At 73.2% G+C, this 17,197-nt stretch carries 19 protein-coding genes and 4 tRNA genes; 12 read left to right on the forward strand and 11 right to left on the reverse strand.

Annotation, left to right across the window (positions count from 1 at the left end; genetic code table 11):
• Positions 1-156 precede the first annotated feature (156 nt).
• The gene (locus tag CLV34_RS06555; protein WP_425436212.1) at positions 157-363 is read left to right on the forward strand and encodes a BldC family transcriptional regulator; all 207 of its coding nucleotides are present in this window, start codon (positions 157-159) and stop codon (positions 361-363) included.
• A 15-nt stretch (positions 364-378) separates the two neighbouring features.
• Here CLV34_RS06555 and CLV34_RS06560 read toward each other — a convergent pair whose 3' ends face one another.
• The 5 genes from CLV34_RS06560 to CLV34_RS06580 form a co-directional block, all read right to left on the reverse strand.
• Positions 379-654, reverse strand: a complete 276-nt coding sequence (locus tag CLV34_RS06560) for a DUF3618 domain-containing protein (protein WP_100349478.1) — start codon at positions 652-654, stop codon at positions 379-381.
• A complete protein-coding gene (locus CLV34_RS06565; RefSeq protein WP_157803736.1) occupies positions 651-1,070 on the reverse strand; it encodes a phage holin family protein in 420 nt (139 codons plus the stop codon). Before CLV34_RS06565 ends, CLV34_RS06560 begins: the two co-directional genes overlap by 4 nt.
• Positions 1,071-1,223: 153 nt before the next feature.
• Positions 1,224-1,296, reverse strand: a tRNA-Phe gene (locus tag CLV34_RS06570).
• A 58-nt stretch (positions 1,297-1,354) separates the two neighbouring features.
• Positions 1,355-1,428, reverse strand: a tRNA-Asp gene (locus CLV34_RS06575).
• Between the two features lie 137 nt (positions 1,429-1,565).
• A tRNA-Glu gene (locus CLV34_RS06580) sits at positions 1,566-1,638 on the reverse strand.
• Positions 1,639-1,757: 119 nt separating this feature from the next.
• On the opposite strand from CLV34_RS06580, the gene CLV34_RS06585 reads away from it, so the two are divergent.
• Both CLV34_RS06585 and CLV34_RS06590 read left to right on the forward strand, forming a co-directional pair.
• Entirely contained in the window at positions 1,758-2,111 is a 354-nt protein-coding gene (locus tag CLV34_RS06585; protein ID WP_100349480.1) for a metallopeptidase family protein, read from the forward strand.
• A 1-nt stretch (position 2,112) separates the two neighbouring features.
• Entirely contained in the window at positions 2,113-3,057 is a 945-nt protein-coding gene (locus CLV34_RS06590; RefSeq protein WP_100349481.1) for a cation diffusion facilitator family transporter, read from the forward strand.
• 31 nt (positions 3,058-3,088) lie between these two features.
• Here the strand turns inward: CLV34_RS06590 and galE are convergent, their stop codons facing one another.
• The 3 genes from galE to CLV34_RS06605 all read right to left on the reverse strand — a co-directional run bounded on the left by galE (position 3,089) and on the right by CLV34_RS06605 (position 5,341).
• Positions 3,089-4,096, reverse strand: a complete 1,008-nt coding sequence (galE, locus tag CLV34_RS06595) for a UDP-glucose 4-epimerase GalE (RefSeq protein ID WP_100349874.1) — start codon at positions 4,094-4,096, stop codon at positions 3,089-3,091.
• An 80-nt stretch (positions 4,097-4,176) separates the two neighbouring features.
• A complete protein-coding gene (locus CLV34_RS06600) occupies positions 4,177-4,608 on the reverse strand; it encodes a pilus assembly protein CpaE (protein ID WP_100349482.1) in 432 nt (143 codons plus the stop codon).
• A 10-nt stretch (positions 4,609-4,618) separates the two neighbouring features.
• On the reverse strand, positions 4,619-5,341 hold the full coding sequence (locus tag CLV34_RS06605) for a glycerophosphodiester phosphodiesterase (RefSeq protein ID WP_100349483.1): 723 nt from the start codon (positions 5,339-5,341) through the stop codon (positions 4,619-4,621).
• A gap of 77 nt (positions 5,342-5,418) precedes the next feature.
• On the opposite strand from CLV34_RS06605, the gene wecB reads away from it, so the two are divergent.
• Both wecB and CLV34_RS06615 read left to right on the forward strand, forming a co-directional pair.
• Positions 5,419-6,789, forward strand: a complete 1,371-nt coding sequence (gene wecB / locus CLV34_RS06610; protein WP_100349484.1) for a non-hydrolyzing UDP-N-acetylglucosamine 2-epimerase — start codon at positions 5,419-5,421, stop codon at positions 6,787-6,789.
• Positions 6,786-8,234 carry a glycosyltransferase gene (locus CLV34_RS06615; RefSeq protein WP_100349485.1) on the forward strand — a complete coding sequence of 483 codons (1,449 nt, stop codon included), beginning with the start codon at positions 6,786-6,788 and terminating at the stop codon, positions 8,232-8,234. Before wecB ends, CLV34_RS06615 begins: the two co-directional genes overlap by 4 nt.
• 209 nt (positions 8,235-8,443) lie before the next feature.
• On the opposite strand, the gene CLV34_RS06620 is transcribed toward CLV34_RS06615, so the two are convergent.
• Positions 8,444-8,516 (reverse strand) — tRNA-Lys (locus CLV34_RS06620).
• 196 nt (positions 8,517-8,712) lie between these two features.
• Between CLV34_RS06620 and CLV34_RS06625 the strand changes: the two genes are divergently transcribed.
• The gene (locus CLV34_RS06625) at positions 8,713-8,994 is read left to right on the forward strand and encodes a Fe-S cluster assembly protein HesB (RefSeq protein WP_100349486.1); all 282 of its coding nucleotides are present in this window, start codon (positions 8,713-8,715) and stop codon (positions 8,992-8,994) included.
• Positions 8,995-9,209: 215 nt separating this feature from the next.
• On the opposite strand, the gene CLV34_RS06630 is transcribed toward CLV34_RS06625, so the two are convergent.
• On the reverse strand, positions 9,210-9,944 hold the full coding sequence (locus CLV34_RS06630; protein ID WP_342747204.1) for a M50 family metallopeptidase: 735 nt from the start codon (positions 9,942-9,944) through the stop codon (positions 9,210-9,212).
• Between the two features lie 60 nt (positions 9,945-10,004).
• Between CLV34_RS06630 and CLV34_RS06635 the strand changes: the two genes are divergently transcribed.
• The 4 genes from CLV34_RS06635 to msrB all read left to right on the forward strand — a co-directional run bounded on the left by CLV34_RS06635 (position 10,005) and on the right by msrB (position 15,105).
• Positions 10,005-11,663 carry a mechanosensitive ion channel family protein gene (locus tag CLV34_RS06635; RefSeq protein WP_245859060.1) on the forward strand — a complete coding sequence of 553 codons (1,659 nt, stop codon included), beginning with the start codon at positions 10,005-10,007 and terminating at the stop codon, positions 11,661-11,663.
• Positions 11,664-11,691: 28 nt separating this feature from the next.
• On the forward strand, positions 11,692-12,738 hold the full coding sequence (locus CLV34_RS06640; RefSeq protein WP_100349489.1) for an MsnO8 family LLM class oxidoreductase: 1,047 nt from the start codon (positions 11,692-11,694) through the stop codon (positions 12,736-12,738).
• A gap of 202 nt (positions 12,739-12,940) precedes the next feature.
• Complete coding sequence (locus tag CLV34_RS06645) at positions 12,941-14,527, forward strand: DEAD/DEAH box helicase (RefSeq protein WP_100349490.1); 1,587 nt, start codon at positions 12,941-12,943, stop codon at positions 14,525-14,527.
• Positions 14,528-14,661: 134 nt separating this feature from the next.
• The gene (msrB, locus tag CLV34_RS06650; RefSeq protein ID WP_100349875.1) at positions 14,662-15,105 is read left to right on the forward strand and encodes a peptide-methionine (R)-S-oxide reductase MsrB; all 444 of its coding nucleotides are present in this window, start codon (positions 14,662-14,664) and stop codon (positions 15,103-15,105) included.
• On the opposite strand, the gene CLV34_RS06655 is transcribed toward msrB, so the two are convergent.
• Positions 15,096-15,575: a MarR family winged helix-turn-helix transcriptional regulator gene (locus CLV34_RS06655; protein WP_100349491.1), complete on the reverse strand. Its 480-nt coding sequence runs from the start codon at positions 15,573-15,575 to the stop codon at positions 15,096-15,098. The genes msrB and CLV34_RS06655 overlap by 10 nt on opposite strands.
• 115 nt (positions 15,576-15,690) lie before the next feature.
• Here CLV34_RS06655 and CLV34_RS06660 point away from each other — a divergent pair, with 115 nt between their 5' ends.
• Both CLV34_RS06660 and CLV34_RS06665 read left to right on the forward strand, forming a co-directional pair.
• A complete protein-coding gene (locus CLV34_RS06660) occupies positions 15,691-16,290 on the forward strand; it encodes a hypothetical protein (RefSeq protein WP_100349876.1) in 600 nt (199 codons plus the stop codon).
• A 282-nt stretch (positions 16,291-16,572) separates the two neighbouring features.
• On the forward strand, positions 16,573-17,193 hold the full coding sequence (locus CLV34_RS06665; protein WP_100349492.1) for a DUF47 domain-containing protein: 621 nt from the start codon (positions 16,573-16,575) through the stop codon (positions 17,191-17,193).
• Positions 17,194-17,197: the final 4 nt, after the last annotated feature.

Raw genomic sequence — 17,197 nt, forward strand, 5'->3', positions numbered from 1 at the left:
AGGGCGGGTTTCGCTGATGGTGAAGCATTTCACCCCGCGTCCGAGGTGTCGACTATGCCAGGACTGTCATGATGGAAGGGTCAGAGATCGTTGTCGTGCGCGCTGTCCGGTGCGCAGAGATCTCCGTCGTGGAGGTGAGCAATGTCCGCACACGGTATGCAGGGGGAGCCTGAAGTCCTGTTGACGCCGGCCGAGGTCGCCACTCTTTTCCGCGTCGACCCGAAGACCGTCACCCGCTGGGCGAAGGCCGGGAAGCTGTCGTACATCCGGACGCTGGGCGGCCACCGTCGCTACCCGGAGGCGGAGGTCCGGGCACTGCTCGGCGCGGCGTCCGGCGACAGCGACGCTCAGCACCAGGAGTGACGCCCTGCGGCGGCCTCAGGGCCGCCGCAGGACGACGCGCAGGCCGAGCGCGAGGACGACCGCAGCGACGCCCAGGGCGACCTTGACGTTGCGTGAGCGGCGCGCCTGGTCGGGCATGCCGCGGCCGGTGAAGAGGCCGCCGGTGTCGGAGACGGTCTGCTTGACGGAGTCCGCGAGGTCCCGTGCCTGGGAGCGCGGGTCGAGGCGCGTGGCGAGGACGTCCACGCTCGCCGCCAGGTCGGAGCGCGCCTTCGCCAGCTCGATCTCGAGCTGCTGCTGCTTGGTGCTCACGACGTGGCCCCTTCCTTGATCGCCGACACGTCCTTCTTCAGCCGCTCCTTGGTCTCGGGCGAGATCGGCGGCGTGCTGCGGTCGAGGCTCTTCTTGCCGACGAGGGCGAGCACCGCGATGATCACGAGCAGCCCGACCGCGGTCAGCAGGGCGGCCAGCCAGTCGGGGAACGCGTGCGCGAGCCCCAGGTAGCCGGCGAAGATCAGGTACACCAGCACGAAGAACGCGAGCAGGGCCGCGACCACGAACAAGCCGATGCCGATCGCCGCCGCGGTGATCTTCGCGGTGAGCTCCGCCTTGATCAGGGCGATCTCGGTCCGCACCACGCGCGAGATGTTCTCGGTGACCTGCTCCAGCAGTCGTCCCACGCTGGGTCGTTGGTCCTTCGCCGGGCTGCCGTCGTCCCAGTCGCTCATCGTCCACCCCTCTCGGTGCGTCAGGTTCGAGCGTATCCACTGGTCGGTCCCGTGGCGCGTCGCGCGCTCCGGGATCGTGGCAGTCACCAGCGAGGACGCGCGTCGCGGGGACGACGAAGGCCCCTCGGGAATCCCGAGGGGCCTTCGTGGCGGTGGCTCCGACCGGCGTCGATCCGGTGACCTTTCGATTTTCAGTCGAACGCTCTACCAACTGAGCTACAGAGCCTCGTGTGACGCGAACACCCGGTGTCCGTCGAGAGACGGTTACCGGGTGTCGGTGTCAGCGACCCTGACGGGACTTGAACCCGCGACCTCCGCCGTGACAGGGCGGCGCGCTAACCAACTGCGCTACAGGGCCATGATGAGAACCTCGGGTGAACCAAAGACTCTTACCGGTGATCCGCTCCGTGAAGCGAACCGAGAGGATCGTATCCCACTCGGGACGTGATCCTGAAATCCGTTCCCCGCACGAGTCGGGTGGCCGGACGGACCGTGTACCCCCAACGGGATTCGAACCCGTGCTACCGCCGTGAAAGGGCGGGGTCCTGGGCCGCTAGACGATGGGGGCCCGTCCTGACCGCGAGGCCGGGACGAGCGCCAGCATACAGGCGAGCGTCGTGGGCGGGCCGTGCGCGGGCCTCGCCCGGCCGGGCCGTCCGCGGGTGCGGCAGAGGGCAGGATAGGGGGATGGTCGAGATGAGCAGGGCGGAGTTCGAGGACGCCGTGCGCGACGCGCTCGACGAGATCCCCGAGGAGCTCGCGGCGCAGATGGACAACGTCGTCGTGCTCGTCGAGGACGACGCCCCCGCTGACGACCCCGAGCTCCTCGGGCTGTACGAGGGCACGCCGCTCACCGAGCGCGGCTCGTGGTGGGCCGCCGGGGCGCTGCCCGACCGGATCACGATCTACCGCAACCCGACGCTCGCGATCTGCGACGACCGCGAGGACGTCGTCGAGGAGGTCGCCGTCACCGTCGTGCACGAGATCGCGCACCACTTCGGCATCGACGACGACCGCCTCCACGCCCTCGGGTGGGACTGACGTGGGTCACGCGCACGGGCCGGGTCACGGCCACGCGCACGGCCCGGGGGCGGGGACGGCGACCGGACGCCACCGTCGGAGGCTCGTCGTCGTCCTGTGCGTGACGCTCGCGGTCATGGTGCTCGAGCTGGTCGGCGCCCTGCTCGCCGGGTCGGTGGCGCTGCTCGCGGACGCCGGGCACATGCTCACCGACGCGTCCGGGGTGGCCGTGGCGCTGTGGGCGTCGTGGCTCGCGACGCGGCCGACGACGGCGGTGCGCACCTTCGGCTGGCAGCGGGCCGAGATCCTCGCGGCGCTCGCCAACGGGCTCGTGCTGGGCGTGGTGGCCGTCGTGGTGCTCGTCGAGGGCGTGCGCCGGACGCTCGACCCCACGGGCGAGGTGCGTCCGGGCCTGATGATCGCGGTCGCGCTCGTCGGGCTGCTCGCGAACGGCGTCAACCTGCGGCTCCTGCACGCCGGGCAGGCGGAGAGCCTCAACGTCCGCGGCGCCTATCTCGAGGTGCTGGGCGACCTGCTGGGGTCGGCCGCGGTGGTCGTGGCGGGCGTGGTGATCGCGACGACCGGCTTCGAGCGCGCCGACGGCATCGCCTCGGTCCTCATCGGGGTGATGATCGCGCCGCGCGCGTGGTCGCTGCTGCGCGACGTCGTCGCGGTGCTGCTCGAGCAGACGCCGCCCGGGGTCGACCTCGACGAGGTGCGCCGGCACATGACCGGCGTCCCCGGCGTCGTCGGGGTGCACGACCTGCACGCGTGGACGATCACGTCGGGCGTGCCCGTGCTGTCCGCGCACGTCGAGGTGGAGCCGGAGCGGCTGGCCCGCGGTGAGGGCACCGAGGTGCTGCGCGCGCTGCGGACGTGCCTGGCCGGGCACTTCGACGTCGAGCACTCGACGTTCCAGGTCGAGCCGCCCGACATGCGCGGCGACGAGCCCGCCGCGCACGCCTGAGCCATGCCCACCTGAGGCGCAGCCCGCCTGCTCAGGACGGGTGAGCCTGCCGGGCCTCCCACGCGGACGCCACCATGTCGTCGAGCGAGTGCCGCATGACCCAGTCCAGGTCGCGGGCCGCGGCCTCGCCCGTCGCGACGATCCGGGCGGGGTCACCGGGCCGTCGCGGCGCGATCTCGGGCGTGAAGTCGATCCCGGTGACGCGCGCCATGGCGTCCATGATCTGGCGGACGGACACGCCGTCGCCCGAGCCGAGGTTGTACACGGGCTGCAGGGGGGTGCCGGCCTCGAGGGCACGGGCCGCGGCGACGTGCGACACCGCGAGGTCGGCGACGTGCACGTAGTCGCGCACGCACGTGCCGTCGGGGGTCGCGTAGTCCGTGCCGTTGATGCGGGGCGTGCGACCGGCGCGCAGGGCGTCGATCACCAGCGGGAACAGGTTGTGCGGCGACGTGTCGTACAGGTCGGGGGAGCCCGAGCCGACGACGTTGAAGTACCGCAGCGAGGTGTGCCGCAGCACGGGGACGGGGGCGCCGGCCTCGTCGACGTTGCCGGCGACGGCACCTGCGGTCGCGACGTCCGCGAGCAGCCGCTCGCCGATCAGCTTCGACTCGCCGTAGGGCGACTCGGGGGCCGTGGGGGTGTCCTCGGTGACGAGGTCGACGTCCGGCGTGCCGAACGTGGCCGCGGACGACGAGAAGACGATCTTGTCGACACCGGTCGCCGCCATCGCCTCGAGCAGGTGGACCATCGCCGTGACGTTCTGCGTGTACGTGTGCAGGGGGCGCTTCACGGACTCGCCCGCGTACTTGTACCCGGCGAGGTGGATGACGCCCGTGACGTCGTGCTCCTTCAGGGTCGCGGTGACCGTGTCGGTGTCGAGCAGGTTCGTCTCGACGAACGGGACGCCGTCGGGCACGAACTCGCGGTGCCCGGACGACAGGTCGTCCACCACCACGGGGTCCGTGCCTGCGTCGAGCAGCGCCTTCACCACGTGCGAACCGATGTACCCGGCACCGCCGGTCACGAGCCATGACATGGCCACACCCTACCCACACCGCACGGCCGGTGTGGTTCGGATCTGTGCGAAGTTGTGAAGTGTTGTGAGGCGTTTCCCGGCTACGCCGTCTCCACCGCGGACCGCACCAGCGCCAGGAGCGCCTCCGCGTACGCGTCCTCGCACACCGGCGCGTCGAACGCGCGCGCGTCGCCGCTGCCCGCCGGAGCCGACGTCGTCACCCGGAAGCCCTCCGCCGTGCGCTCCAGCGCCGCGAACGTCCCGCCCAGCAACGCTCGGAGCTGGTGCTCGGCAGGGAGCCACAACGCGTCCTCGAGCGCGACCGAGTCGAGCGCCCACTCCGTCGTCCCGTTGAAGCCCAGCACCGAGCCCGTCTCGTAGCGGTGCTCCTCGATCGTCATCTCCGACACCGTGAAGACGTTCGGCTCCGCGCCCTCGTCCAGCAGCGACTCGACGACGAACCGGTCGCCGTCCGCGGGCGTCCACCGCACCCCGGCATCACGGAGGGACAGGGCCAGCGCCACGGAGATCACCCGTCCAGTATCACCGCGCCGACAGCCACGTGCGCAGCCGGCCCGGGTCGTTCGTGATGATCCCGTCCGCCCCGGCGTCCACCGCGAGCGTCCAGTCCGCCGGGTCGTCCAGCGTCCAGGGCGTCGCCGTGAACCCCGCCGCGTGCAGGTCGCCGGGCAGCCCCGGCCGGCGCTGGAGGATCCGCAGCGACGGGTTGCACGACGTGACTGCGAGGCGCTCGCACGCCCGCAGGACGCCGGGCGTCCACACCTCGACCAGCAGTCCGCGGGGGATCTCCGGCGCGGCCTCGCGCGCCGCGCGCACCGTCCGGCGACGGAACGACTGGAGCAGCGTCCGTCCGGCCATCCCGGCGCCGTCGAGCACCGCCACGACGTCCGCCACCTCGCGCGGCGACCAGCCGCCCTTGAGCTCGCACAGCAGCCCCACGTCGTGCGCGGCCAGGAGCGCCAGGACGTCCGCGAGGAACGGGACCCGCTCGCCCGCGAACGCGGGGGAGAACGACGCCCCGGCGTCGAGCGCACCGACCTGCGCGGCGCTCAGCGCCCGCACCCGCCCCGAGCCGTCCGTCGTCGCGTCGACCCGCGCGTCGTGCAGCACCACCAGGGCACCGTCGGCCGTCCGGCGGACGTCCAGCTCGACCGCGTCCGCGCCCGCGCGGCACGCCGCCCCGAACGCCGCGAGAGTGTTCTGCGGGGCGACCGCCGACGCGCCGCGATGGCCGATGACCTGCACGCGGACCAGTCTGCCCGCCCCACGGGCCGGGCGTGTCCCGAGGGGCGGACGGGCCCCGGTTCCGTCAGTCTGGAGGCATGGACACACGTCATGGTGCGCTGCGCGTCTTCGGCGCTCCCGACGGCGTCGTGCCGGCGCTGGTCGTCATCGGCACACGCCCCGAGGCCATCAAGCTGCTGCCCCTCGTCCGGGCGATGACCGACCACCCCCGGATCCAGCCGATCGTGGTCGCGACCGGGCAGCACGGCGACGTCGTCGAGGACGTGCTCGCCCTGGACGGGCTCTCCGTGCAGGCAAACCTCCGCGTGGGACGACAGGGGCTCACGCTCAACGCCCTGTTCGGCGCCGTGATGACCGGTCTCGAGGACCTGGTGGTCGACCGGTGGGGACCGCCCACCCAGAGCGTGACCGAGCGGCGCTACGACACCTACCCCGTGGCCTGCATCGTCCACGGCGACACGTCGAGCGCCGCGGCGGGGGCGCTCGCGGCCTTCCACCTGCGCATCCCGGTCGTCCACGTCGAGGCCGGGCTGCGCACCCGCTCCACGCTGTCGCCCTTCCCCGAGGAGCTCAACCGGCAGCTCGTGGCACGCATCGCGACGTTCCACCTCGCGCCGACCGACGAGAACGAGCAGAACCTCGTGCGGGAGCGCGTCGACATCGACCGCGTGTTCGTCACGGGGAACACCGCGATCGACGCGCTGCGGTGGGCCGCCGAGCGGCACGAGCCGTACGGCGTGCCCGAGCTCGCCGACCTCGAGGACGACGAGACCACGCCCGTCGTCACCGTCACCGCGCACCGGCGCGAGAACTGGGGCGGCGGCCTCCGCCGCATCGCCGCCGCGGTGCACCGGCTCGCCGAGAGCTACCCCAAGGTGCGTTTCGTCCTGCCCGTGCACCCCAACCCCGCCGTGGCGTCGGTCCTGCGCGAGTCGCTGGACCAGCTGCCGAACCTCACGCTCGTCCCGCCCATGGAGTACCTCGGGTTCGCCCGGCTGCTCGCACGCTCGACGATCGTGCTCACCGACTCCGGCGGCGTCCAGGAGGAGGCGCCGGCGCTCGGCGTGCCCGTGCTCGTGCTGCGGGCGACCACCGAGCGCACCGAGGGCGTCGAGGCGGGCACGCTCGAGCTCGTCGGGACGGACCCTGACACCGTCGTCGAGGCGGCGTCCCGGCTGCTCGACCACCCCGAGCTCCGTGCCGAGATCTCGATGCGGCCCAACCCGTACGGCGACGGGCACGCCGTCGCGCGCATCATCGGCGCCTTCGAGAACCTGCTCTTCGACGGCCCGCGGCCCGAGCCGTTCGGCCCCGGCTACTCGCGCGCAGCCGTGCTGGACGCTGCCGGGTACGACCGCGTGGAGGAGGTCGTCGTGCCGCCCGAGGCGGGACGCGGCATCGCGCCCGCCCCGACCGAGCCCCTCATCGAGGATCTCGACGTCCGATGATCGCTGCCCAGGTACGCCCCGTCGACTGGTGGGACCCGTACCACTCGGTGCCGGCGTGGGCCGACGCCCTCATGTGGGTGCTGCTGGGTGCCACCGTGGTGTCCTACGTCGCGATCTTCGTGCTCATGCTGCACGCGGTCGGGGAACCTCGCCGGCAGCGCAGGGTGTTCGAGCGCGGCGACATGCCGGGCGAGGAGGAGTACCTCTGGGTGTTCCTGGTCCCCGCGCTCGACGAGGAGGTCACGATCGCCGACAGCGTGGGGCGCCTCGCCGGTGTCGAGGCGACGCACCGCGTCATCCTCGTCATCGACGACGGCTCCGAGGACCGCACCCCGGAGATCCTCGCGGGCCTCGACGTGCCCGGGCTCACCGTGCTGCGCCGCGACCCCCCGAACGCCCGCAAGGGCAAGGCCGCGGGTCTCGATGCGGCGTGGGACCACCTGGAGCGGAACGTCCTGACCCTGCCCGAGCACGTCGGCCGGTCGCGCGACCACGTCATCGTGTGCGTCGTGGACGCCGACGGCCGGCTCAGCCCGGAGGCGCCGCACATCGTCGCGCCGTACTTCGGCGACCCGTGGACGGGCGGGGTGCAGGTGCTCGTGCGGATCTACAACCGGCGGCACTACCTCACGTGGAGCCAGGACCTCGAGTTCGGCGTCTTCGGGTACATCTACCAGCTCGGCCGGTCCCGCTGGGGGACCGCGAACATGGGCGGCAACGGTCAGTTCAACCGGCTCAGCGCCCTCGACGACGTCGTCGCCACCGAGGACCTGCCCGAGGGCGTCGAGCGCGGGCCGTGGCGCGACCGGCTCACCGAGGACCAGGACATCGGCGTGCGCCTGCTCCAGTACGGGTGGCACGGGCACCAGACCGTGCGGACCACCGTCGAGCAGCAGGGCGTGACGAACCTGCGGCGCCTCTACCGGCAACGGACGCGCTGGGCGCAGGGGGCGTGGCAGTCGATCGCCCTGCTCTGGCGCACCGGACGCATCTCCGCGTCCTGGCTCGCGCGGGCCGACGCGTTCGTCTACCTGATCATGCCGATCCTGCAGGTCGCCATGGGGCTGGGGCTCGTGCTCGCCGTCGTGTTCTGGGGGTTCTTCCACGTCGCGTTCTACAGCCTCTGGTGGCCCGTGCTGATCTTCGCGCTGGGGCTGTCGTTCTTCGCGGGGTTCGCGGGGCTGTTCGTGGGGATCCGGCGCGGGTGGCGCGGACTGCTGTTCGCCGTCGTCGGGATCGTGCCGTACATGTTCTACACGTGGCTCATCTATCCGGCGCTGGTGCGCGCGCTGTTCCGCTGGGCGTTCGGGTCGGGGACGTGGGCGAAGACCGCGCGCGAGCCGATGGACGAGAACCTGCCTGCCGTGAGCGAGGACGCCGAGGTGACGACAGAGGGGACGGAAGGGCCGAAAGGTAGCGCATCGAACCCGTCGTCGCCCGTGTGACGGACGAGTCAGTGATATCCGGGACCCGGCGTACCGAACACCCCTCGGAACCATGTAAAGTAATCAATCGGCGGCGCGGTATCCCCCCTGCACCGCGCCGCCACCTACGTCGCGAAGCCCCCGGACTCCTGAGTCCGGGGGCTTCGTCGTGCGCCGGGGCACGATGCGGGGTGAGCCGTCGAAGGGACGCGGAGTGCGGCGTCACAGGGTGGGCCCCCCGGGGTTCGAACCCGGAACCTACGGATTAAAAGTCCGCAGCTCTGCCAGTTGAGCTAGAGGCCCGCCGTACCGTGGCACGACGCGTCCACTCTAGGGTGTCGGCGGCGGAACATACGCAGGTGGGCGGCGGCTCGCACCTCGGGAGCATCTCGATCGGCGGAAGGGGCCAGGTCGGGGCTGTCGACTTGATCGACCCCCGGGGTCGTGTGGTCGGGTGGAAGACGTCCGGGAACACCCGACCTTCGAGAGGAGCACCACCATGCTCACCCTGACCGAGAGTGCACGGACCGCAGTCGCCGACCTCGCCGAGCAGGCCGGCGTCGCCCCCGAGGGCGGCCTCCGCATCGCGGAGTCGCCCGCCACCGAGGGCAGCCTCGAGCTCACGCTCGTCGCGACCCCGCAGCCGGACGACCAGGTGGTCGACGACCAGGACGCGCACGTGTTCGTGGCCGCGACCACGGCGCCCGTGCTGACGAACCTGACGCTCGACACCGACCCGGCGCAGCCGGGACCGGCGTTCGTGCTCGCGCCGCAGCGCTGACTGCGCCGCTCGACGTCCCCCCGTCGAGCATCGAAGGCCCGGTGCCGGGCCCTGGTCGTGTCCCGGCACCGGGCCTTCGTCATGCCCGGCACCTCCGCGCTCCGAATCCTCCGCCGAGCCGCACGTTGCGCACGCCACGCGGACGAGATGAGGGGCGAAACGTGCGCCTCGGCGGGGGCGTCAGGCGGGGAGAAGGTGCGCCTCGGCGGGAGGGGTCAGCGGCGGAGCCAGCTCCCGCCGAGGACGAGGCAGCCGAGCGTCACGAGCCCGAACACGACGACCCAGAACAGCCCGGGCAGCCGGGTGAGGTGCGCGAGCAGGTCCGCGTCGGACGTCCGCGCCCGTCCGCGGCGGCGTTCCGCCTGGAGCTCGACGACAGGTCGGACCGCGCCCAGCAGCAAGAACCACGTCACGGTGTACGCGACCTCGACCTGCCACTGCACGTCGAGCCACCACGTCACGACGAACAGCAGCGCGCCCGTCACCACGACCGACAGGAGGCCGAACCAGTTGCGGATCTGCACGAGCAGCAGCACGAGCGCCACGAGCAGCAGCCACAGGACGCCGACGCCGTACCCACGGCTCGTGAGCCACGCGGCGCCCAGCCCGAGGACGCCCGGCCCGACGTACCCGGCGAACGCGGTCGCGACCATGCCCGGCCCGCGGGCCTTGCCGCGCGAGACCGTGAGCCCCGACGTGTCGGAGTGCAGCCGGATGCCGGCGAGCGATCGTCCGCACAGCAGCGCGACGACGCCGTGGGCGCCCTCGTGGGCGATGGTCACGACGTTCCGGGCGACCCGCCACACGGGCGTCACGACGACGACGGCGAGCGCGACCAGCGCCGTCACCAGCACGACGGCCGACGAGGGCGCGGGCGCGGCGGAGGTCGCGCGGTCCCAGACCTCTCCGAAGAAGTCACCGACGGTCGCGAGGACGGACGTGTCGCTCATGGCGCACATCGAACCATGCGTTCCTGCGCGTCCCCGGTCCGACGTTCCTACGCTGGGAGGGTGCTGACCTTGGGGCCGACCGTGCTGACAGTAGCTCTGACGCGGGCGTTGAGCGGAGGGCTCGCGGTCGCGCCGCCCGCGGACGCCCCCGTCGAGCCGACGACGGAGAAGGCCACCGACCTGCTCGTCACGCTCGTCGCGTGCGCGGGGGCGGTCGTGGTCGCGTACCTCGTGGGGACGTTGATATCCGTGCTGGTGCGCCGCCTCGGACGCCGCAGCGCGCTGTGGCGGGACGTGTCGCGCCGCCTGCGCCGCCCGGACCGCGTGATCCTCATGATCGTCGCGGTGTGGATCGCGGTGCGCGCGACCACGGACCCCGACAAGGCGTGGCGAGCTCCCGTGGAGCACCTGCTGCTCATCGGCCTCATCGTCGCGCTCGCGTGGTGGGTGGGCGCGCTCGCGTTCGTCCTCGAGGACTCGGCCCTCAGCCGCTACCAGGTCGACACGACCGACAACCGGCACGCGCGACGGGTCCGCACGCAGATCACCGTCATCCGGCGGCTCACCGTGTCGGTCATCGTCGTGTGCGCCATCGCGGGCGTCCTGCTCACGTTCTCGGCGGCGCGCGCGGCCGGTGCGAGCCTGCTGGCGTCCGCGGGCCTCATCTCGATCATCGCGGGCCTCGCGGCCCAGACGTCGCTCGCGAACGTGTTCGCCGGCATGCAGATCGTGTTCACCGACGCGATCCGCGTCGACGACGTCGTCGTGCTCGAGCAGGAGTGGGGTCGCATCGAGGAGATCACCCTCACCTACGTGGTGGTGCACCTGTGGGACGACCGGCGCCTCATCCTGCCGTCCACCTACTTCACGACGACCCCGTACCAGAACTGGACGCGGCGGGCCTCGCAGCTGCTCGGCACGGTCGAGATGGACCTGGACTTCCGCGCCCCGCTCGGCGACATGCGTGCCGAGCTGGAGCGGCTGCTGGCCGCGAGCGAGCTGTGGGACCACCGTGTCGGCATCCTGCAGGTCACCGACGCCGTCGGCGGGTTCGCGCACGTCCGGGCCCTCGTCTCGGCGCCCGACGCACCTTCCCTGTTCGACCTGCGCTGCTACGTCCGCGAGGGGCTCGTGGACTGGCTGCAGCGCTCCGCCCCGTACGCCCTGCCGCAGACGAGGCTGCTCGGCGCCCAGGACGACGGGGGCGTGCGCACCCCCGAGCAGGCGGCCGCGACCTCGCCGGCGGCGGTCCCCGCGAGCACGACAGCGGAGAGCACCGCCGCGCAGCCCGAGCTCCCCGAGCCGCGCGGGCACGCCCCCCACGTCCCCGTCGTGCCGCCCGACGTCACGCCCGTCGGTCCGCGGCGCACCAAGGGGCCCGTCCGGGTACCGGCGCTCCAGCAGCCCGCGCGGCGTGCGGCGGCGAGGTCGTCCGCTGACACGGCGCGGGACACCGACGAGACGATGCTCCTGACCCGCGTCAGCGACCCGTCGCAGTCCGCCCTGTTCACCGGCAGCCCCGAGGCGCGCGAACGGTCCCGGCACTTCGAGGGCCCCGGCCAGGACGTCATCGACGAGCGCGAGCGCACGGCCGAGCAGCCCGCCGTCGAGGCGGACGACGACCGGTCCGACGCCGCGGGCGACTCCGTGCACGACTCCGCGGCCCACCCCCCGCGCGACCCCGCCGACGAGACGGGCCGGGCGAACCGGCCGGAATGAACCGGGCGCCCGGCGGGGTTGCGCCGGGGTGACCGCTCTCTCCGTGCTCGACCTCGTGCCCGTCCGCTCCGACCAGACGACGTCCGACGCCCTCGCCGCGTCGCTCGCCCTCGCACGCACCGCCGACGACCTCGGCTTCGCGCGCTACTGGCTCGCCGAGCACCACAACATGCGCGCCGTCGCGGCGACCAACCCACCCGTCCTGGTGGCTCTGTTCGCGTCCGCGACGCGGCGCATCGTCGTCGGCTCGGGTGGCGTCATGCTGCCCAACCACCCGGCGCTCGTCGTCGCCGAGCAGTTCGGGCTGCTCGAGGCGGCGTTCCCCGGCCGCATCGACCTGGGTATCGGGCGCGCGCCCGGGTCCGACCCGGTGACGAGCTACCTGCTGCGTGGCGGTCGTGCCGCCGACGGCGTCGACCCCGCCGAGCAGTTCCCCGAGGAGGTCGCGACCGTCGTCGGGCTGCTCCAGCCGGGTGGTGTCTCGCTCGCGCTCGGGGCGCGCTCCTACGACCTCGCGGCCACCCCGGCCGCCACGTCCGCGCCGACGGTCTGGCTGCTCGGCTCGTCCATGTACTCGGCGCAGCTCGCCGCCGCCCGCGGCCTGCCGTACGTGTTCGCGAGCCACTTCGGAGGTGGGGGAGCGCACGAGGCGCTCGCGGCCTACCGCTCCGGCTTCCGCCCGTCCGAGGCGCTCGCCGCACCCCGGACGATCGGCGTCGTCAACGCCGTCGTGGCGGCCGACGCCGACGAGGCGCACCGCCTCGCCCTCCCGCAGCAGCGCTCCATGTACCGGCTGCGGTCGGGCGGTCCGCTCGTCCCGGGCGAGCTCGTCGAGGACGCCGAGGCATCCCCGCTCGACCCGCGCGCCGCCGCGACCGCGACCGCGATGTCCGCCACCTGGGTGGTCGGCGACGCCGCGTCCGCGGCCGAGCAGGTTCGGGCGTTCGCCGACGACCTGCGTGTCGACGAGGTCATGGTCTCGCCCGTCGCCGGCGCCTTCACCGGCACCCCCGCCGACGCGTCCCCGGCCCGCGAGGAGACGCTGCGGCTGCTCGCCCAGGAGCTCCTGCCCTGATCGCCGCACCCGCCGCGAGAGCGGCGTGTGCGACAATGGGGACGAGGGCTTGCGCGACATCCCGCGCGCCCCACGTCGTGGAGATCCCCCGATCACTCGCGCGGCGACCCACGACCCATCACACCCGTCCGTCCCTCTGCCCTGCCACGTCCGGCCCCTCGCCGGTGCCCGGCGCGGCGGCCGGCGGACGCGAGAGGTAGACATGACATCTCGTTTCACCGACTTCGCCCTGCCCGCCGTCGTCCTGCGTGCGCTCGCCGACCAGGGCATCGAGTCCCCGTTCCCCATCCAGTCGGCCACGCTGCCCGACACCCTCGCCGGCCGTGACGTGCTCGGCCGCGGCCGCACCGGCTCCGGCAAGACGCTCGCGTTCTCGCTGCCCGTCGTGACGCGGCTCGCCGAGCCCGGCCGCGACGGCCGTCCGGTGCGCCGCCAGCCGCGTCGCCCCCGCGCGCTCGTGCTCTGCCCGACGCGCGAGCTCGCCAACCAGATCGCCGCGACCCTCGAGCCGCTCGCGTCCGCGCTCGGCCTGCGCACCACGACCGTGTTCGGCGGCGTCGCGCAGTCCCGCCAGGTCACCGCGCTCGACGCCGGCGTCGACGTCCTCGTCGCCTGCCCGGGCCGGCTCGAGGACCTGCTCAAGCAGGGCCTGCTCACGCTCGACGGCGTCGAGATCACCGTGCTCGACGAGGCCGACCACATGGCCGACCTCGGCTTCCTGCCGGGCGTCAAGCGGATCATGGACCGCACCCCGGCCAAGGGCCAGCGCCTCCTGTTCTCCGCGACGCTCGACAACGGCGTGGACCAGCTCGTCCGCCGCTACCTGCACGAGCCGCAGAGCCACTCGGTCGACTCCGCCGAGTCGCCGGTCGCCGCGATGACGCACCACGTGCTCCTGGTCTCCGACGCCGGTGCCAAGAAGCAGCTCGTGCACGACCTCGCGTCCGGCACCGGGCGTCGCGTGCTCTTCATGCGCACCAAGCACCAGGCCAAGAAGCTCGCCAAGCAGCTCACGGCCGACGGCGTCCCCGCCGTCGACCTGCACGGCAACCTCGGCCAGGGCGCGCGCGAGCGCAACCTCGAGGCGTTCTCGTCGGGCGCAGTCAAGGTGCTCGTCGCGACCGACATCGCGGCGCGCGGCATCCACGTCGACGAGGTCGAGCTCGTCGTGCACGTCGACCCGCCGGCCGAGCACAAGGCGTACCTCCACCGGTCGGGCCGCACCGCGCGCGCCGGCTCCGGCGGCGACGTCGTCACGCTCGTCCTGCCCGAGCAGACCGGTGACGTCCGGACGCTGCTCCGGCAGGCGAAGATCACCGCGCAGCCGCGCAAGGTCGTCGTCGGCGACGCCGGTGTCGAGGCCCTCGTCGGCGAGCGTGCCGCGTACGTGACGCCCACCGCGCCGGCGCCCGTGCAACAGCAGGGCAAGAAGGGCGGCGCGGGCCGTCAGGGTTCGCGCGGCGCGCAGGGCGACGGCGCGCGCGACGCGTCGGCCCCGGCCGGCGGCGGCTCGGGTCGTCGTCGCGGCGGTCGCGGCCGCGGCGCCGCGGGGACGGGCAGCCAGTCCGGTCAGCAGTCGTCGCAGCAGTCGCAGCGGTCGGGCCGTCCGGCGGGCCAGTCCGGTCGTCCGGCCCGTGCGGGCGAGGGTGCCTCGCGCGGCAACGGCGGGTCCGGGGCGGGCACCTTGGCGGCCCGTTCGGGTGGCGCTCCGCGCCGCGGCGGTCGCGGTCGCGTCCAGCGCGGCGCGGGCAGCCCGACCGTCTACTCGACGTCCTCGCCGCAGCGCTGAGGACGTCCCCCGCTGACGGCGACGTCTGCCGTCGCCGTCAGCGGGGGGTCGGCAGCGGGGGGGGGTCAGCGGCACCCGGGTGGCGGGGAACACCTCGCACGCCCGTCCCGTTGGACGGGGTGGAGGTGGACCACATGTCCCTGAGGAACCTGTTCGACAGCCCGAGCCCGGCGAACGGCTACGAGGTCACCAAGTCCGACGACGCGTGGCGCGAGGAGCTCTCGCGCGAGGAGTACCAGGTGCTCCGCCACGCCGGCACGGAACGCCCCTGGACGGGTGAGCTGCTCGACGAGAAGCGCACCGGCGTGTACCGCTGTCGCGGGTGCGGCAACGAGCTCTTCCGGTCCGACACGAAGTTCGACTCGCACTGCGGCTGGCCGAGCTTCTTCGCCGCGAAGGACTCCGACGCCGTCGAGCTCATCGAGGACCGCAGCCACGGCATGGTCCGCGTCGAGGTGCGCTGCGCCCGGTGCGGGTCCCACCTGGGGCACGTCTTCGACGACGCGCCGCAGACCCCGACGGGGGACCGGTACTGCATGAACTCGGTCTCGCTGACGTTCGAGCCGGCTCAGGCCTGACGGGCGCGCCAGGCCTCGACCGACGCGGAGTAGCGGGCGAGCAGGTCGGCGAACTGGTCGACGTCGTCGTCCGGCCACTCGGTCAGGACGTCGTCGAGCCACTGGAGCCGGTTGGCCTGCGCGTCGGAGATGCGCTGCGTGCCGACCGCGGTGAGCGAGATGAGCTGGCCGCGCGAGTCCGCCGGGTCGACCGTCCGCGTGATGATCTCGAGGTCCTCGAGGCGCGAGAGCTGGCGCGAGATGGTCGCCCGGCCGATGCCGAACCGCTGGGCGAGCTCGGTGGCGTGGACCCCGGGCTCGTCGCGGATCACCATGAGCAGCGGGTAGGCGCTGGCCTCGAGGTCCGGGTGGACGCGTCGGGCGAGCTCCGCGGACGCCGCGGTGGCCCGACGCAGGACCAGGCGCAGCTCCTGCTCGACCCGGGGGAGGGGGATACGTCGGCCCGTCTCGGGGGCGTCAAGTCCTGGCATGCGCTCATTGTGGCGCCTCCGTGGCCTCTTGCGCGACGTCTGCCCGTCCTGCCGGGAGGGATGCGAGGCTGGACCCGTGACCGGAGACACCCCGCGCCGCCCGCGGCGCCCCGCGATGCTCGACCCCCGCGACGCCGACGAGCTCCCCGGCGAGCTCGATCCCGCCCTGCGCGACCAGGTCGCGCACACCACCGCGGCCGCGATGGTGCACGGTGCGCGGGCGAGCGAGGATCCCGTGGTCGTCGAGCGGCTCGTGACCCTCGTCGAGCGCGAGGGGCTCGACACGGTGGCGGGGCTGTGGGCCGACAGCGCGCCGGCGACCCTCCCCGGCGCCCTGTGGCGGCTGTACGCGCTGCGCGACTGGGTGCGGCGCGACCCCGAGGTCGTCGCGCTGCGGTACCGCCTCGGCGTCCACGCGGCACCCGTCGCGGAGGTCGTGGCCGGCGTCGAGAGCCCGCCCGGCCCCGACGAGGTCCGGTCGGTCGCCGACGCGGTGCTGTCCGGCGTCTTCGCGGGCGACCTCGCCGTCGCGCTCGAGCGGGCCGCCTCGTTCTGCCGCGTCGTGGCCGTGGGTGCGACGCACGACGCCGACGAGCGCGAGACGACCGACCCCGACGCGGCGCTCCGGCTCACGCGCGGCGCCTCCGCGCTCCTGCGCACGGCGGAGGACCTCGAGCACGCCGCGGCGCTGTGGCGCACCGACCGCCTCGAGTGACGGGTGCGCGCGCTCTGCGCGACGGGCGGCCCACGAGGAGACGTAGACTGGTCGGGCGACGCCGGGCCGCGGTAGCCCCGGGCTCCACATTCAGCCGCTACGAGCGGCCTTCGCGCCGACAGGCGCTCCCGGTCCGGCGTCGCGCACCTCCCCGACGCACGGTTTCACGGCGTCTTCACCGTCACGTGGCCTTCAGTTCTGCCTGTGCCCGCTGCTCGGTTAGATTGGAGGCGCCCCGTCGGGCTACGACGGGACGAGACCGTCCCCACACCGGAGCCCACCGTGCCCTTGCGCTTCACCCCGCGCGACACGTCGTTCTTCGACCTCCTCGCGGAGCTGGCCACCCACCTCGTCACCGGTGCGGACCTCCTGGCCCAGCTGCTGGGCGCGGACCGCCCCGAGCGCAAGGCGCTCGCCAAGCAGCTCGGCGACGTCGAGCACGACGCGGACGAGACGACCCACGCGATCATGCGTCGCCTCAACCAGACCTTCGTGACCCCGTTCGACCGTGACGACATCTACGCGCTGGCGTCGGCGCTCGACGACTGCATGGACTTCATGGAGGAGGCGGCGGACCTCATCGTCCTGTACCGGATCGGCGAGCTGCCGGCCCGGGTCTCCGACCAGGTGCAGGTCCTCCAGCGGGCCGCCGAGCTCACCGCCGACGCGATGCCTCGGCTGCGCTCGATGAGCGACCTCGCCGACTTCTGGGTCGAGGTCAACCGCCTCGAGAACCAGGCCGACAAGCTGCACCGCAAGCTCCTCGCGGAGCTCTTCGACAACGTGGCCGACCCCATCGAGCTCATGAAGCTCAAGGAGGTCGTCGAGATCCTCGAGGCCGCCGCCGACGCGTTCGAGAAGGTCGCCAACACCGTCGAGACCATCGCGCTCAAGGAGTCCTGAGACC

Origin of the sequence: Luteimicrobium subarcticum (genome assembly GCF_002798015.1) — a bacterium.
GTDB classification, from domain to species: Bacteria; Actinomycetota; Actinomycetes; order Actinomycetales; family Cellulomonadaceae; genus Luteimicrobium; species Luteimicrobium subarcticum.